Genomic DNA, 15924 nt, shown 5'->3' on the forward strand with positions numbered 1-15924 from the left:
TCCTGCAACCGCAACAAGCGCGGGCTGACGCTGGACTTTCACAAGCCCGAGGGCCGCGAGGTGCTGGAGCGGCTGTTCGCATGGGCCGATGTCGTCATCGAAAACTACAAGGCGGGCGATCTTGCCCGCTTCGGGCTGGACCATGCGGAAGTGCGCAAGCGCTATCCGGCACTGATCTGGTGTTCGATTACGGGCTTCGGCCACAACAGCCCGGATGCGCACCGCGCGGGCTATGACTTCATGATCCAGGCGGAATCCGGCCTGATGGACATTACCGGCGAAGCCGGAGGCAGGCCGTTGCGCACCGGCGTCGCGGTTGCCGACCTGACGACCGGCATGATGGCGGTGACGGCCATACTTGCTGCACTGCACCATCGAACGCGCACCGGCGAGGGGCAGCACATCGACATGGCGCTGTTCGACGTGACGGTCGGCTGGCTGGCCAATCAGGCGTCGGGCTGGCTGATGGGCGGAACCGAACCGGCGCGCATGGGCAATCAGCACCCGTCGATTTCCCCCTATCAGGACTTTCCGACGGCAACCCGGCCGATCGCGCTGGCGGTCGGGAACGACCACCAGTTCGCGATATTCGCGCGCCTTCTGGGCCATGCTGAATGGGCCGACGATCCGGCGTTTGCCACCAGTGCCGAGCGTTCGGCAAACCGGGCGCGGCTGGTGCCGCTGATCGAGGAAGTGCTGAAAACGCGGCCCGCCGATCACTGGCTTGCCGAACTTTCGAAAGCACAGGTGCCGGCAGGCCCCATCGCTACCGTCCGCGAGGCGCTGGAAAGCGGGCAGGCAAAGGCGCGCGGGCTGGTCGTCGAGCAGGCACATCCGGTGTTCGGTGCCGTGCGCACCATCGCGCAGCCGCTGGCGCTTGCCGCGACACCGCCAAGCTATCGCTTGCCGCCGCCGGCGGTAGGCGAGCATAGCAGGGCAATCCTGACCGAACTGGGCTTTACCGCCGACGAGATCGGGAAACTGTTCGAGGAAGCCGTCAGCAGCACGCCATGAACCCGCGCTATTATCTGCCGGAAAGCAGCCTGATCGGGCGCGAGGAAATGGCCGACGGCGCCCATGTGCGCACCCTGCTGCTGCCGCATCGCGCGCCGATCGCGAACCTGCTGCTGCTGACCGGGCGCGCCGACTTTCTGGAAAAATGGGCGGGTGCCTTCGCCGAACTGCATCAGGCGGGCTTTGCCATCGCCAGCTTCGACTGGCGCGGGCAGGGCGGTTCCAGCCGCGCCGCAGCGAACGGTGCCGGGCATATCGACAGTTTCGATACATGGCTTTCCGATCTGGACAGCCTGTCTGACTGGGCGCGCGCGTCGCTGCCGGGCGGCCGCTGGCTGGTGTTCGGCCACAGCATGGGCGGCCATCTGCTGACCCGCTGGATCGCCGACCCCGGCCGCCGCAGGCTGCCGTTGCGCCGGGTGCTGGATGGGGCGGTGCTGGCCGCCCCGTTCTATGGCATCGGCGGCCCGGCGTGGATGCAGGCGGCGGCGCGGCGGCTTGCGCCGCTGCAGGCGGCGCGCGGGCGGGCGGCGGAATATGCCTGGGGGCAGCAGCCATGGGGCGCACGCGGCCAGCGCCCGGCGCGGCAACTGCTGCTGACCGGTAGCCGCGCGCATTTCGAGGACGAGGGGCTTTGGCTTGCAGCACACCCCGAACTGGCGACGGGCGGGGTAAGCTGGGGCTGGCTGAAGGCGTTTGCCGAAAGCGAGGCCGTGCTGGAAGCGCTGCCGCTTGAAAAGCTGGCGCTTCCTGTGCTGATGTTGCTGGCCGACCGGGAACGTGTGGTCGACAATCGGGCAGCCCTGCGCATGGCGGCGCGGATGCCCGATGTCCGCCATCGCCTGTTCGCACACGCTGCCCACGAACTGCTGCGCGAGGCCGACGAAGTAAGGCAGGATGCGCTGGTCAGCATCGTCAATTTCGCGAGGGAGGTAGCCCGGTGAGCCGTTTCGACATCCTGATCATCGGCGCCGGGATCGGCGGCGCGTCGCTTGCCTATGAACTGTGCCGGCAGGCCCCCGGATTGAAGCTTGGACTGCTGGAAGCCGAATCGCACCCCGGCTATCACACCACCGGGCGATCGGCGGCCTTTTATGCCGAAACCTACGGCGGGCCGACGGTGCAGCCGCTGACTTCTGCATCGAAGCATTTTTTCCAGCGGCCGCCGCGCGGGTTTTCCGACACGGCAATCCTGCATCCGCGCGGGGCGCTGCACCTCTGTCACGCCGACAGCGCCGGCTGCCTGGAGGCGCTGGAGGCCGAGTTCGAACAGGGCAATGTGGCGCACCAGCGCCTGGCCCCCGAAGGCATCATCCGCAAAATGCCCTACCTGCGCCCCGAATGGACCCAGACAGCCATCTGGGAACCGGGCTGCGCCGACATCGATGTCGCCGGGCTGCATCAGGCCTATCTCAGGGCTGCAAAGCAGGCGGGTTCGGAGCTGGTGCTCGATGCGCGGGCGACGTCGATCAGCAGGGCAGCGGATGGCTGGCATGTGGAAACGCCGGCGGGTGCGTTCGATGCAGCAAATATCGTGAATGCGGCGGGCGCGTGGGCCGACGAGGTGGCAAAGCTTGCAGGCGTTGCCCCGATCGGGATCCAGCCGCTCAGGCGGACGATCGTCGTCACCGAGGTGCGGCCGGAAGCGCCCGCCGACCTGCCGGTGATGATGGATGCCGGCGGCACCCTGTATTTCAAGCCAGATGGCGGGCGCCTCTGGATTTCGCCGCACGACGAAACGCCCGACGTTCCACACGATGTGCAGCCGGACGAGATGGACATGGCGGTCGCCCTCGACCGGTTCGAACAGATGTGCGACTGGCCGATCCGGCGCATCGCCTCGAAGTGGGCGGGGCTCAGGAACTTCGCGCCCGATCGCCTGCCTGTGCTGGGGCCGGATCCTGATCAGCCGGGCTTTCACTGGTGCGCCGGCCAGGGCGGCTGGGGCATCCAGACGGCGCCTGCCGCGGGCGCGATCTCGGCCAGCGCCATTCTGGGGGTTCAGGTGCCCGAGGAATATGCGGACATCGACTGCGCGCCCTATCTTCCCGCCCGCTTCCGCTGAGGCTTTTGCGGCAGCCATCGGTTAGGCTAACAGGCTGTGGCGGGCGGCTCGGGAAGCGCTTGTCCGGTCCACTAGATATGGTAAGGTTTCCTGCCAGATGACCAAGATATTGAAATTCACACTGCTATTTGCAGCTTCGCTCGCGATTTCCGCCTGTGATTCGGGCAAATCGTCGGCTGGTGCGTCCGACACGAAGCCGGCTGCCACGGCCGACAAAACGGCTGCCGCCAAGGACTGGACGGCGACCGTCGTCGAGACGCCCGAGGGCGGATTCCGCATGGGCAACCCCGACGCCAAGGTGAAGCTGGTTGAATTCGCCTCGTTCACCTGCAGCCACTGCAAGGACTTTCATGCCGATGCCGTCGCGCATCTGAAGCCCGAATATGTGGCGAAGGGGCTGGTTTCCTATGAATACCGGCCGTTCATGCTGAACATCTTCGACTTCGCGGCGGCAACCGTCGCCATGTGTCAGGGGCCGGAGCGCTTCTTCGACTGGTCGAACGAACTTTACACCAACCACGACGCGTGGATCGAACCGTTCACCAAGCTCGACCAGAACGATGTCAAGCCGCTGGCGAACCTGTCGCTGGGCAAGCAGGTCATCGGCTTTGCCAAGAAGGGTAATCTGAACGGCTTTGCCGCCCAGCGCGGCCTGCCGGGTGCGAAGTTCGACGAATGCGTCGGCAATGAAACCGCGATCGAGGCTCTGGCGAAGCGCCAGCAGACGGCGATCGATACCTACCAGATCGCCGGCACGCCGACTTTCCTGCTGAACGGCAAGAAGGTCGAGGGCGTGACAGCCTGGAAGGATCTCCAGCCGAAGATCGACGCGGCGCTGTGATCGCGGGCGGGGCTTCGCGCACATGAGGTTCGCGAAGCTCCGCCTTTCCGGATTCAAGTCGTTCGTCGAACCTGCCGAACTGCACATCCGCGACGGCCTGACCGGTGTGGTCGGCCCCAACGGGTGCGGCAAATCCAATCTGCTGGAAGCGCTGCGCTGGGTGATGGGCGAAAGCTCGGCGCGGTCGCTGCGCGTGGCGGCAGGCGGCGCCGGGATGGACGACGTGATTTTCGCCGGCACCGCCAAACGCGCACGCCGGGATCTGGCCGAAGTCCGGCTGACGCTGGATAACAGCGCGCGACGCGCACCCGCAGAATTCAACGCCGATGAACAACTGGAAGTCTCGCGCTCGATCGTGCGGGGCGAAGGCTCGAACTATGCGCTGAACGGCCGCGATGTGCGCCTGAAGGACGTGCAGTTGCTGTTTGCCGATGCGGCAACCGGCGCGCATTCGCCGGCGCTGGTAAGCCAGGGGCGGGTCGCTGCGATCATCGCGGCAAGGCCACAGGAACGGCGCCAGTTGCTGGAGGAGGCGGCAGGCATTTCCGGCCTCAATGTCCGCCGCCGCGAAGCCGAGCAACGGTTGCGCGCCGCCGACGCCAACCTGCTGCGCCTCGACGATGTAATGAAGACGGCGGAAGCGCAGGCATCGGGGCTGCGCAGGCAGGCGCGATCGGCCGCCCGCTATCGCGAACTGTCCGACCGTATCCGTATCCTCGAGGCGGCGCTGATGCGCCTGCAATGGGCTTCGGCGGTAGAGGCGTTGCAGGCGTCCGAACGGGCTTTGGCCGAAGCCGACGCGCAGCTTCAGCGCAGCGTGCAGGAGGCAGCGCGATCGTCGGCAGCGCAGGCCAATGCCGCCGCCTCGCTTCCGTCGAAACGGCAGGCGGAAAGTGTGGCCGCCGCCGCGCTGCAACGGCTGACGACCGAACGCGCAACCCTCGTCGCCGAGCGTGCCGCCCTTGTTCGCCGCTTGCAGGACATCGAAACCGCGCTGACGAACGCCGCAACCGACATGGAGCGCGAGGAAGCGAGGGCGAAGGATTCGGCAACCACGCAACAGCGCCTTGCCGAAGAACTGGAAGGCCAGCGTCGCGCTGAACAGGGGGCGCAGGCGATGGTGGCGCCGCAGGCGGCGCAGGTGCGCGCAACCGAAATGGAAACTTCAGACGCCGAACGCGCGCTGGCCACCGCAGTCGAGGCGCACGCGGCGCTTGTTGCAGAAGCGCGCGGTGTGCGCGCACAGGCCGATGCCGCGCGGACGCGGGCAGACCGGCTGGCGGCGGAACGGCAACGCCTCGAAGCCGAACTTGCCCGGTTGAAAACCTCGGGCGACGCCGACGGGCTGGACGCGAGAATTGCCGAAGCGGGGGCGGCACTTGCGGCCAAGGGCGCCGAAGCGGATGCCGCAAGCGCGGCGATCGCCGTTGCCGAACGCGACGCGCTGGCGGCAAGGCAGGCGTCCGAGGCGGTCGAGCGCGCGTTGCTGGCAGCGCGCGCCGAAGTCGCCGGCCTCGAAGCCGAGGCGGCGGCGCTGGAACGGCTGCGCGGCGCCCGGCAGACGCTGCCGCTGGCGGCCCGCGCGTCGTTGTCGGCGCGGCCGGGCTATGAAGCGGCTGCGGCTGCGGCCTTGGGGGACGATCTGAACGCGGCACTGGGTGCGCCGCCAAAGCCCGGACGTCACTGGCTGAACGTCGGGGTGCCGGTGGGCGACGCTCCGCTTCCCGCGAACTGTGCGCCACTGGATGCGCAGGTCAGCGGCCCTGCCGAACTGTCGCGGCGGCTGGCGCAGATCGGAGTGGTGGATGCGCCGCCCGATGCAGCGATGATCGCGGCGCTGAAGCCGGGCCAGCGGCTGGTGTCGCGCGATGGCTGGATGTGGCGGTGGGATGGGTTCGTCGTGCCGCCCGGCGGCAGCGCGACGGCAGTCGCCGAGGCGCTGGCGCAGGACAACCGCCGCATCGAAATCGCCGACAATCTGCTGGCGCCGCGCGCGCGTCTGGCGGCGGCCGATACCGAACTGGCGCAGCAGAAAGCGGCGCTTGGTGCAGCACAGGCCGCAGAACGCCATGCGCGCACCGCCCGCACCGAGGCCGAGCGCGCGCGCGAGCAACTGGCCGGACGCATGCAGGGCCTGCGGGCGGCACAGGCGCAGGCGGTTGCCCGTGCAAGTGCGATGGAAGCGTCGGTCGAGCGGCTGGCGGCCGAAGGCGAAAGCGCAACGGCCGAGGCGGAAAGTGCGGCACTTGCGGTCACGCGGCTGCCCGACGCGTCGGTTGCGGCGGAACAGGTAGGCAATGCGCGATCGGCGGCAGAACGCGCGCGGGCGCACCTTGCACAAGCGCGCGCGCAGGCGGCCGCCCTTGAACGAAGCCTTGCCGAAGCAACCGCGCGGATCACCCGCCTTTCCCGAGAGATTGCCGACTGGCAGGCCCGCGACCGCGATGCAGCCGCCAGCCGCGCTGCGATGGCGGATCGGGTGGCGCGCCTCACGGCCGAGCGGGCATCGCTGGTCGCCGAACCGGCGGCCCTCGATGCGCGGCTCGAACTCCTCGATCGCGGCATCCACGACGCCGAATCGCAGCGGACCGAAGCCGCTGAAACGGTGATGGTGGCGGAACTCGCGATTGCCGACCTCGACCGCGAAGCAAAGGCGGCGCAGGCGCGGGTCGCAGACGGCCGGGAAGCCCGTGCCACACACGCCGCGCGCGCCAGCCAGCACCGCGAGAAGGTGGTGGAGCTTGCCGCCGAATCGGCAGGGCGCTTCGGGCGGCCGCCGCAGGAACTCGAAGCCGCAGACGGCGCCGATGCCGCCACCGTCGATTCAGCGCTGGCGTCGGTGCTCGCCGAGCGCGAGCGAATCGGTATCGTCAACCTGCGCGCCGATATCGAACTTGCGGAAATCGAAAGCGTGCTGGGCGAACAGCAGCGTGAACGGCAGGAACTGGAAACCGCGATCAATCGCCTGCGCGGATCCATCGGAACGCTGAACCGCGAGGGCAGGGCGCGCCTGATGGCGGCATTTGCCGAAGTCGACCGCCATTTCCGCGAACTGTTCGTGACGCTGTTCGGCGGCGGCACCGCCGAATTGCAGTTGGTCGAGAGCGACGACCCGCTGGAATCGGGGCTGGAAATCCGCGCGCAGCCTCCGGGCAAGAAGCTCCAGTCGCTGAGCCTGCTGTCGGGCGGAGAGCAGGCGCTGACGGCGATTGCGCTGATCTTCGCGCTGTTCCGCACCAACCCCGCCCCGATCTGCGTGCTGGACGAAGTGGATGCGCCGCTGGACGACGCCAACGTCGAGCGATTCACCCGCCTTCTGGGCCATATGGCGGAAACCACCGACACCCGCTTCCTGATCGTGACCCACAACGCAGTCACCATGGCAGCCATGCACAGGCTGTATGGCGTGACGATGGCGGAACCGGGCGTCAGCCAGCTGGTGTCCGTCGAACTGCGCGAGGCCGAGCGGCTGGCTGCCGCCTGACCGGCCGCCGGTCGTCGGGCGCCCCGGCTCCGCACCATGCTTGACCTTTCCGGACGGTGCCTCTAACGGAACGACCGCTTCGGCGGCCTTGTTGGCCGGCGGAGCCCTTGGCGCATCACCGCCGATGGCTGACCTGTTCGAACGCGAAGGGCCACCCACCTTGCCCGATCCTGTCGACAAGCGCGACCTCGACGACCTCGGGGCCCGGCTGGAAGCAGCAAAGGAAAGGCACGGGCCACGCGCGCGGCAGGCTGCATCGTCGGCGCTCGCCCAGGGCACCCGCCACGCCTTCGAGATCGCGGCGACCACACTGGTCGGCGGCGGCATCGGCTGGATGCTGGATCGCTGGCTGGAAACGGGTCCGTGGCTGTTGCTGCTGTTCTTCCTGCTGGGGGTCGCGGCTGGCTTCTGGAACCTGCTGAAGGCGGTAGGCCGGGAAGCACGGGCAGTTCGCAAGGACGGCCCGGAACCGAAACAAGACGATCAGGGTTAGAAACGAGAGCGCTAACGGTGGCCAATCCACTCGAACAGTTTGCGATCAAGCGCTACGCCGAGCTGTCGGTGGGCGGCGCCGATGCCGCGTTCACCAATGCCTCGCTGTTCATGCTGCTGATCCTCGGGCTCAGCCTGCTGTTCTTCTGGCTGGGCAGCCGCAACGCGCAGATCGTGCCGGGTCGCTGGCAATCCGCACTCGAGGAAATGACCGGTTTCGCCTCGTCGATGGTCGAGGAAAACGTCGGCCCCAAGGGGCGGGCGTTCGTGCCGTTCGTATTTGCGCTGTTCCTGTTCGTGCTGGTCGCGAATCTGGTCGGGCTGTTCCCCTACAGCTTCACCGTGACCAGCCACATCGTCGTTACGTTCGCCTTTGCCGCGCTGGTGTTCCTGATCTGCGTGGCGGTGGGTTTCGCCAAGCATGGCCTGCACTTCTTTTCGTTGTTCGTTCCACAGAACACGCCGGTTTTTCTGCTGCCACTGATCGTGCTGATCGAGTTGATCTCGTTCCTGTCGCGGCCGCTCACCCTCTCGATCCGTTTGTTCGCCAACATGACGGCTGGGCACATCCTGCTGAAGGTGTTTGCCGGTTTCGTGATCTCGCTGGCGACAGCGGGCGGCGTGCTTGCGGCGATTTCGGTGCTGCCGTTCGCGATGACGGTCGCCTTCTATGGTCTCGAACTGATCGTGGCCGTGGTGCAGGCCTATGTGTTTGCCCTGCTGACCTGCATCTACCTCAACGATTCCGTCAATCTCCACTGAGTTTCATTCGAAAGGACTGACCAACATGGACGCTGAAGCCGCAAAATACATCGGTGCCGGCCTTGCAGCCATCGGCATGGGCTTCGCCGCCATTGCCGTGGGCACGCTGTTCGCGCTGTTCCTGCAAGGCGCGCTGCGCAACCCCGCCGCTGCCGACTCGCAGCGCCCGAACCTGATCTTCGGCTTCGCCGTGACCGAAGCTCTGGGCATCTTCGCGTTCCTCGTCGCCCTGCTGCTGCTGTTCGCGGTCTGATCCAGACCGGCTGAGCAGGAGGCTTTCCGATGCCCCAGTTCGATTTCTCCCAGGCGCTGCCGCAGGTCATCTGGCTGGCTCTGGTGTTCGGCATTCTCTATCTGGCCGTGCATGCGTTGTATCCGCGTGTCGGCCGGGTGGTGGAATCTCGCAAGGCCAGGATCGCGTCGGATCTGCGCGAAGCGGAAGCTGCGCGCGATGCGGCGGAAGCCGCCACCAGCGGCGGTTCGTCGGCGCTTGGTGACGCGCGGACGCACGCCCTCGCCAGAACCGGCAGGGCGCGCGACGAGGCTGCCGCAGCAACCAGCCGCAAGCTTGCCGAGGCAGACGCTGCGCTCGAAGCGCGGACCGAAGCCGCAGCGCAGGCGCTGGCCGGGCAACGTGCGGCTGTCGTCGCCGAACTCGATCAGGTTGCCGCCGATGCGGCAGCGGAACTGGTGAAGCGCGTCTCGGGCCTCGATGTCTCGAACGACGAGGCTGCGAACGCTGTGAAGAAGGTGGCAGCCTGATGCTGGAAGCCCAAACTGTGGCGGCCCCGGCCGTGGCTGCCGGCATTGCCGAAGTCGCCGATGCGCCTGCCGGTCAACCCGGCACCGTCGCCGACGCCGAACATGCCGCCCACCACGAGACCATTTTCGGCCTCGACAGCTACGCGATCGTCGGGCTTGCCTTCCTTACCTTCCTGGTGATCCTGTGGAAGGCGGGCGCGTTCCGCATGATCGGCGGGGCGCTTGATGCCCATGCCGACAAGGTGCGGGCCGATCTCGCTGAAGCAGCGCAACTGAAGGCCGAGGCCGAGGCGCTGCGCGCGAAGGCAGCAGCCGAATCCGCCGACGCCGAGGAACAGGCGAAGCAGACGCTCGCGCATGCCGAAGTCGAAGCAAAGCGCATCGTCGAACAGGCTGCGATCGACGCCGAGGCAGCGATCAGCCGCCGCATGCGCCTTGCCGAAGACCGCATCGACGCCGAGGCGCGCGCCGCCGAAGCCGAACTGCGCGCCCGCGCGGCAGACCTTGCGGTGAAGGCCGCCAGCGCGCTGCTGGGCGAGCGATCGAAGGATCTGGGCGCCCTGACCGACAGCGCCATCGCCGGGCTGGACCAGCGCTGAGGCGCTGGACAACCGATGGCTGACATCATGCATGGGGCAGCCCGGATCACATCCGATCCGGGCTGCCCCATCATGTTTTGTGCGGCCGGGCTAGGCTTGGCTGCCGTGGGCCTGATGGTGGCGAATCACCTCGTCGATGATGAAGCGGAGGAACTTCTCGGAGAATTCGGGGTCGAGGTCGGCCTCGAGCGCGAGTTTGCGCAGACGCGCGATCTGCTGCTCCTCGCGGCCGGGATCGGCCGGCGGCAGGGCGTGCGCGGCCTTGAAGGCGCCGACCTGTTTGGTGATCTTGAATCTTTCGGCCAGAATGTGGATGAGCGCCGCGTCGATGTTATCGATCGAACGTCGGTAGCCCTGCAAAACCTGCGTGGCGGATTCGTCCCGCGACATGAAGCCCCTTTCCTTGGCAGCCGCCAACCCCTAGCGCGAAAGCCGTCATGACCGCCACAGTCCATCAGATCCGGCCCGACAAGCCAAGCCTTCAGCCGTTGCTGTCGCTGGTGGCACCGGGCCTCAATTGCGTCAACCGCGTCATTCTGGATCGCATGCAAAGCCCGGTTGCGCTGATTCCCGAACTTGCCGGGCACCTGATTGCCGGCGGCGGCAAGCGGCTGCGTCCGATGCTGACTCTGGGTTGTGCCGCCGCCCTTGGCTATCAGGGCGAACGCCACCACAAGCTGGCGGCCGCCGTCGAGTTCATTCACACGGCAACGCTGCTGCACGATGATGTGGTCGACGGTTCGGACCTGAGGCGCGGAAGGCCGACGGCCAACACCATCTGGGGCAACGAAGCTTCGGTGCTGGTCGGCGATTTCCTGTTTTCGCGCGCCTTCGAACTGATGGTCGAGGATGGCAGCCTGAAGACGCTGAAGATCCTTTCGCACGCATCGGCGGTGATCGCCGAAGGGGAAGTTGCGCAGCTTACCGCGCAGCGCGTCGTCGAGACCGGCGAGGACCGTTATCTGGACATCATCCAGGCGAAGACAGCCGCGCTGTTTGCCGCCGCCTGCCAGATCGCAGCCGTGGTGGCCGAATCGCCGCAGGCGGTCGAGGATGCGCTTGAATCCTATGGCCGCAATCTGGGCATCGCGTTCCAGTTGGTTGACGATGCGATCGACTATGCCTCGGACGCGCAGACGATGGGCAAGGACGCAGGCGACGATTTTCGCGACGGCAAGGTGACGCTGCCAGTCATTCTGGCCTATGCGCGCGGCGACGAGCAGGCCCGCAAGTTCTGGCAGCGCGCCATGTCGGGCCGCGCCAACGGCGATGCGGAACTGGCCGAAGGAATCGAGCGCCTGCACGCGACCGGCGCCATCGACGACACCAAGGCGCGGGCGCGGCTCTATGGCAGCCGCGCGATCGACGCGCTTGCCCGCATCCCGACGACAGCCGCGCGCGATGTGCTGATCGAGACGGTCGAGTTTGCGATCCAGCGCGCCTATTGACCTTGCCGCCACGGGGCTTCCCGTCCTCGGCGTGCTGGCCGACCTGAACGCCAGCTTTGCGGCCGGATCGAATGCGGTGTTGGTAGCGCCGCCGGGGGCCGGGAAAACCACGCTCGTTGCCTTGTCGCTGCTGGATGCCGAATGGCTGGCGGGCCGGAAGATTTTGCTGATGCTGCCGCGCCGCCTTGCGGCGCGCGCGGCCGCCGAGCGCATGGCGTCGCTGGCCGGAGAGGCTCCGGGCGGGCTGGTTGGGTATCGCACCCGCTTCGAAGCCGTGCCCGGCCAGCGCATCGAGTGCCTGACCGAAGGGCTGTTCGTGAACCGGCTGCTGGGGGACCCGGCGCTGGAGGGCGTCGGCGCGCTGCTGTTCGACGAAGTGCACGAGCGCAATCTGGAGGGTGATCTGGGGCTGGCGCTGGCGCTCGATGCGCAGCAACTGCGGCCTGAACTGCGCATCCTGGCCATGTCGGCGACGATGGATGGCGCGCGCTTTGCCGAACTGATGGGCGATGCGCCGGTGATCGAATCGGCAGGGCGCGCCTACCCGGTGGACATCCGCCACATCGGCCGGCCGGCGGCGCGGGTCGAGGATGCGATGGCGGCGGCGATCGGCCGTGGCCTTGCCGCCGCCGACGGCAGCCTGCTGGCGTTTCTGCCCGGCGTCGCCGAGATCGAGCGCACCGCCGAGCGTCTGTCGCTGCCGCCGGGCATCACACTGCACAAGCTGCACGGACAGGCGGAACCTGCCGCCCAGCGTGCGGCATTGGCGCCGGGAGGCCGCAAGCTGGTGCTGGCGACGTCGATTGCCGAAACCTCGCTGACGATCGACGGCGTCGAGGTGGTGGTGGATTCGGGTTTTGCCCGGCGACCGCGCTACGATCCGGCCTCGGGGCTGACGCGGCTGGTGACGGAGCGCGTGTCGCAGGCCGCCGCCGCACAGCGCGCAGGCCGGGCCGGGCGGCAGCGGCCGGGCATAGCATTCCGCCTGTGGGATCAGGGCGAAACGCGCGGCCTGATCCCGTTCGATCCGCCGGAAGTCCTCGATGCGGATCTGGCGCCGTTGCTGCTGCGGCTGGCTGCATGGGGCGTGCGCGATCCGCATCAGTTGCGCTGGCTCGATCCGCCACCGAACGGAGCAGCCGAGGCCGCGCGCGCCGATCTGCGGATGCTTGGGGCGCTGGACGATGCAGGCGGGCTTACTGTGCGCGGGCGGCGGATGGCGGCTTTGCCGGTCGGGCCGCGCGTCGCAGCCATGCTGCTGGAAGGGGCGGCGCGCGGCCAGCAGGAACAGGCGGCAATGCTGGCGCTGCTGCTGGAGGAACGCGGGCTGGGCGGCCAGAGCATCGACATCGAAGACCGGCTGCGCCGCCTTGCCGGCGAATCCGGGCAGCGTGCCGATCGCGCGCGGCGGCTTGGCGGGCGCTGGGCTGCGCTTGCCAGCCGCCAGCAGCCGCCGACCGGTGCGCCCGCTCTGCCGCCCGCCCTGCTGCTGGCGGCGGCCTTCGAGGACAGGGTCGCCCGCCGCCGCCGTGTGCCGGGCGCAACCACACAGACCGCGGACTATCTGCTGGCAAACGGGCGTGGCGCATCGCTTCCGGCGGCCGACCCGCTGGCGAAAGAGGAGTGGCTGGTGATCGCGGATGCAGGCGGGGCGGGGGCCTCGTCGCGCGTGCGGCTGGCTGCTGCGATCCCGGACGACGCAATCGCTGGCTTCCTTGCGGAGCGGGTGGTGCGGACGTCCTGCGTTGTTACCGAGCCGCAGGGCGGCCGGATCGCCCTTGTTGCAAGCGAAAGGCTGGGGGCGATCGAAGTGTCGAGCCGCCGTCAGCCCGCCCCACCCGAAGCGATCGAAGCGGCGCTGCTGGCGGAAGTGCGCGCCAAAGGGCTGGATGCGCTGGCCTGGCCGGATACTGAACGCGCGGCGCTTGCCCGCATGCGCTTTGCCGCCGAACTGGGCTGCCCCGGCATCGCCGACCTGTCAGACGAGCGGCTGCTGGCGACGCTGGACCTGTGGCTGGCGCCGTGCCTTGCCGGCGTTAACCGGCTGGCTGATGCAAAGCTTGCGGGCTCGCTGGCAACGCTTGTCGACTGGCAGGCGGCCAGGGCGCTGGACCGCTTTGCCCCTGCGCGGTTCCAGACACCGGCCGGCACTTCGCACCTGATCGACTATGCGGCCGAGGGCGGCCCCGAGGCCGAGGTGCGCGCACAGGCGCTGTTCGGGCTGGCGGTGCATCCGATGCTGGCCGATGGCCGGGTGCCACTGACGCTGGTGCTGACGTCGCCCGCCGGGCGACCGATCGCGCGGACGCAGGATTTGCCCGCCTTCTGGAAGGGCGGCTGGCGCGATGCGCAGCGCGACATGAAAGGCCGCTATCCCAGACATCCCTGGCCGGACGACCCTGCGACCGCGCAACCGACGACGCGAACCAAGGTCGCCACCGCACGGCACGGTTGACAGCGGCCGCCCCCGCCCTAGCTTTGCCCGCCATGACCTTCGACCCCGCTGCGGCCACCGCCGCCTACATCGATTCGCTTGGACCTGAGGCACTTGCGAAGGCCGCCACCTACACCAGCGGCAGCAATTGGATCCTGCTGTGGGGGCTGCCGATCAGCTTTCTGGTGACGCTGGCGATCATGCGCTGGGGCGGGCTGGCAAGGTTGCAGCAGCGGATCGGCGCAGGCCGGCCCAATCGTGCCGCGTTCATTGTCAGCGCGCTGGCGCTCGTGCTGACATCGCTGCTGACGCTGCCGTGGACATTCTGGTCGCAGTATCTGCGCGACCGGAACTACGGCCGCACCAGCCAGCCGATCGCCGACTGGTTCATGCAGGGAACGTTTTCGCTTGCCATCACCGCCCTCGTCGGCGGGGTATTTTTCATCGGCTTTTACGCCCTCGTCCGACGGGCGGGCAGGCGCTGGTGGATCTGGTCGGGCGGGCTGGTCGCCGCCGCGATGACGATCCTGATGCTGGCCGGGCCATCCGTGATCGAGCCGCTGTTCAACGACTACAAGCCGCTGCCGGCAGGGCCGGTGCGCGCAGCCCTAGAGGTGCAGGCCGCACAGGCGGGCGTGCCGAATGATCGCATCTTTGTTTACGACGGGTCGCGCCAGTCCAACAATTTCACTGCAAACGTGTCGGGCGTGCTTGGCTCGGCCCGCATCGCCATTTCCGATGTGGCGCTGAAGGGGGCCTCGCTCGATGAAGTGCGCGCAGTGACCGGCCATGAAATCGGCCACTATGTGCTGGGCCATGTGTGGCGTGGCGTTGCCCTCTATTCGGCGCTTTCGGTTCTGTTCTTCTTCCTGGCCGATCGGCTGTTTCCGCTGAAATCGGGCCTGTTCGGCAGCCGTCTGCCCATTTCGGCGCCGGCATCGCTTCCGGTGCTGATGTTCTTCGCGACGCTGTTCGCGCTGGTCGCACAGCCGGCGATGTATGCGCTGAGCCGTGCCGACGAAGCCGAATCGGACCGCTACAGCCTCGAGACAGTCAATCTGCCTGATGCGCTGTCGTCGGCGTTGGTGAAAACCGCCGAGTATCGCTACCCGCGCCCATCCGCCGTGCAGGAGTTCTTTTTCTATACCCACCCCTCGGTCGAGAGGCGGGTGCGCGCGGCGATGGACTGGAAGGCGGCGCACCCGGCATCGGCCGCCGCCCCTGCGGCGTCGACACCCCATTGATTTCGATGCGCCGGTCGGCCTAGGGGTTGCGGCATGCGCAAGGCACGTATCTTCCAGAAGGGCACCCGCGCCAGCCAGTCCGGCAAGGCGCGCAGCAAGCTGTGGATCCTTGAAACCGAACCCCGCGAGGGCAAACGGCCCGATCCGCTGATGGGTTGGGCGGGAAGCGGCGACACCAACACCCAGATCATCCTGTCGTTCGAGACGCTTGCCGAAGCGCAGGCCTATGCCGCGCGCAAGGGCCTCGAAGCACAGGTGATGCCCGAGATCGACCACCAGCCCATCATCCAGAGCTACGCCGACAATTTTCGCTAGTTCCGGCTTTTGCGCGGGCCGCGTCAATCCGCTATGGGCGCAAGCCCGCGCCCGTAGCTCAGCTGGATAGAGCATCCGCCTTCTAAGCGGAATGTCGCAGGTTCGAGTCCTGCCGGGCGCGCCATTTCAGTACAGAACTGCGAACGCCGTTTGCCGTCGATTTTCCGCTTGAGGCGGCGGCAATGGTGCGCAGCAGTTCGGATTTCGATTCCATGATGCGGACTTCCTTACTGGCGACCTCGATCCGCTGTGGCGTCTTCCACGGTGTCGCGGTTCGACTATGATGGCGCCATGGTGATCGCCGAACATGACGGTTCGAACCTGCTGACCCGCCGCTATGTGCATGGGCCGGGGGTGGATGAACCGCTGGTCTGGTATGAGGGTTCCGGCACGACGGATCGCCGCTGGCTGCTGGCGGACGAGCGCGGTTCGGTGGTTGCCGTCACCGACGGCGCCGGCGTGGC

At 67.7% G+C, this 15924-nt stretch carries 16 protein-coding genes and 1 tRNA gene; 16 read left to right on the top strand and 1 reads right to left on the bottom strand.

What is annotated here, in order from left to right; all coding sequences use genetic code 11:
* From AC16JP_RS01510 to AC16JP_RS01555, 10 genes are all read left to right on the top strand, one after another.
* Positions 1-1014 (top strand): CaiB/BaiF CoA transferase family protein (locus tag AC16JP_RS01510; RefSeq protein WP_484338834.1); only part of this gene is annotated, 1014 nt, incomplete at its 5' end.
* Positions 1011-1958, top strand: coding sequence for an alpha/beta fold hydrolase (locus AC16JP_RS01515; protein ID WP_484338835.1), 948 nt, complete (start codon positions 1011-1013; stop codon positions 1956-1958). The genes AC16JP_RS01510 and AC16JP_RS01515, both read left to right, overlap by 4 nt.
* Positions 1955-3079: an NAD(P)/FAD-dependent oxidoreductase gene (locus AC16JP_RS01520; protein WP_484338836.1), complete on the top strand. Its 1125-nt coding sequence runs from the start codon at positions 1955-1957 to the stop codon at positions 3077-3079. The genes AC16JP_RS01515 and AC16JP_RS01520 overlap by 4 nt, the downstream gene beginning before the upstream one ends.
* A 97-nt stretch (positions 3080-3176) precedes the next feature.
* Complete coding sequence (locus tag AC16JP_RS01525) at positions 3177-3920, top strand: thioredoxin domain-containing protein (RefSeq protein ID WP_484338837.1); 744 nt, start codon at positions 3177-3179, stop codon at positions 3918-3920.
* A 22-nt stretch (positions 3921-3942) separates the two neighbouring features.
* Positions 3943-7404 (top strand): chromosome segregation SMC family protein, encoded by a 3462-nt coding sequence (locus AC16JP_RS01530; RefSeq protein WP_484338838.1) that lies wholly within the window; start codon positions 3943-3945, stop codon positions 7402-7404.
* A 124-nt stretch (positions 7405-7528) separates the two neighbouring features.
* Complete coding sequence (locus tag AC16JP_RS01535; protein WP_484338839.1) at positions 7529-7897, top strand: AtpZ/AtpI family protein; 369 nt, start codon at positions 7529-7531, stop codon at positions 7895-7897.
* A 17-nt stretch (positions 7898-7914) separates the two neighbouring features.
* Complete coding sequence (locus AC16JP_RS01540) at positions 7915-8658, top strand: F0F1 ATP synthase subunit A (RefSeq protein WP_484338840.1); 744 nt, start codon at positions 7915-7917, stop codon at positions 8656-8658.
* 25 nt (positions 8659-8683) lie between these two features.
* Positions 8684-8911, top strand: coding sequence for a F0F1 ATP synthase subunit C (locus AC16JP_RS01545; protein WP_237829455.1), 228 nt, complete (start codon positions 8684-8686; stop codon positions 8909-8911).
* Positions 8912-8940: 29 nt separating this feature from the next.
* Positions 8941-9420: a F0F1 ATP synthase subunit B family protein gene (locus AC16JP_RS01550; protein WP_484338841.1), complete on the top strand. Its 480-nt coding sequence runs from the start codon at positions 8941-8943 to the stop codon at positions 9418-9420.
* Positions 9420-10019, top strand: a complete 600-nt coding sequence (locus AC16JP_RS01555; protein WP_484338842.1) for a F0F1 ATP synthase subunit B family protein — start codon at positions 9420-9422, stop codon at positions 10017-10019. Before AC16JP_RS01550 ends, AC16JP_RS01555 begins: the two co-directional genes overlap by 1 nt.
* A gap of 90 nt (positions 10020-10109) precedes the next feature.
* Here AC16JP_RS01555 and AC16JP_RS01560 read toward each other — a convergent pair whose 3' ends face one another.
* Entirely contained in the window at positions 10110-10409 is a 300-nt protein-coding gene (locus tag AC16JP_RS01560) for a chorismate mutase (protein ID WP_484338843.1), read from the bottom strand.
* A gap of 47 nt (positions 10410-10456) precedes the next feature.
* Between AC16JP_RS01560 and AC16JP_RS01565 the strand changes: the two genes are divergently transcribed.
* The 6 genes from AC16JP_RS01565 to AC16JP_RS01590 form a co-directional block, all read left to right on the top strand.
* Positions 10457-11467 carry a polyprenyl synthetase family protein gene (locus AC16JP_RS01565; RefSeq protein ID WP_484338844.1) on the top strand — a complete coding sequence of 337 codons (1011 nt, stop codon included), beginning with the start codon at positions 10457-10459 and terminating at the stop codon, positions 11465-11467.
* Positions 11445-13922: an ATP-dependent helicase HrpB gene (hrpB, locus tag AC16JP_RS01570; protein ID WP_484338845.1), complete on the top strand. Its 2478-nt coding sequence runs from the start codon at positions 11445-11447 to the stop codon at positions 13920-13922. Before AC16JP_RS01565 ends, hrpB begins: the two co-directional genes overlap by 23 nt.
* Before the next feature lie 32 nt (positions 13923-13954).
* Positions 13955-15145: a M48 family metallopeptidase gene (locus tag AC16JP_RS01575; protein ID WP_484338846.1), complete on the top strand. Its 1191-nt coding sequence runs from the start codon at positions 13955-13957 to the stop codon at positions 15143-15145.
* A gap of 33 nt (positions 15146-15178) precedes the next feature.
* A complete protein-coding gene (locus AC16JP_RS01580; protein ID WP_484338847.1) occupies positions 15179-15460 on the top strand; it encodes an NADH dehydrogenase ubiquinone Fe-S protein 4 in 282 nt (93 codons plus the stop codon).
* A 47-nt stretch (positions 15461-15507) separates the two neighbouring features.
* Positions 15508-15584: transfer RNA gene (locus AC16JP_RS01585), tRNA-Arg, on the top strand.
* Positions 15585-15709: 125 nt separating this feature from the next.
* Positions 15710-15924: hypothetical protein (locus tag AC16JP_RS01590; protein ID WP_484338848.1), on the top strand; the 215-nt coding region annotated here is incomplete at its 3' end.

It is taken from the genome of Sandaracinobacteroides sp., from assembly GCF_057137845.1.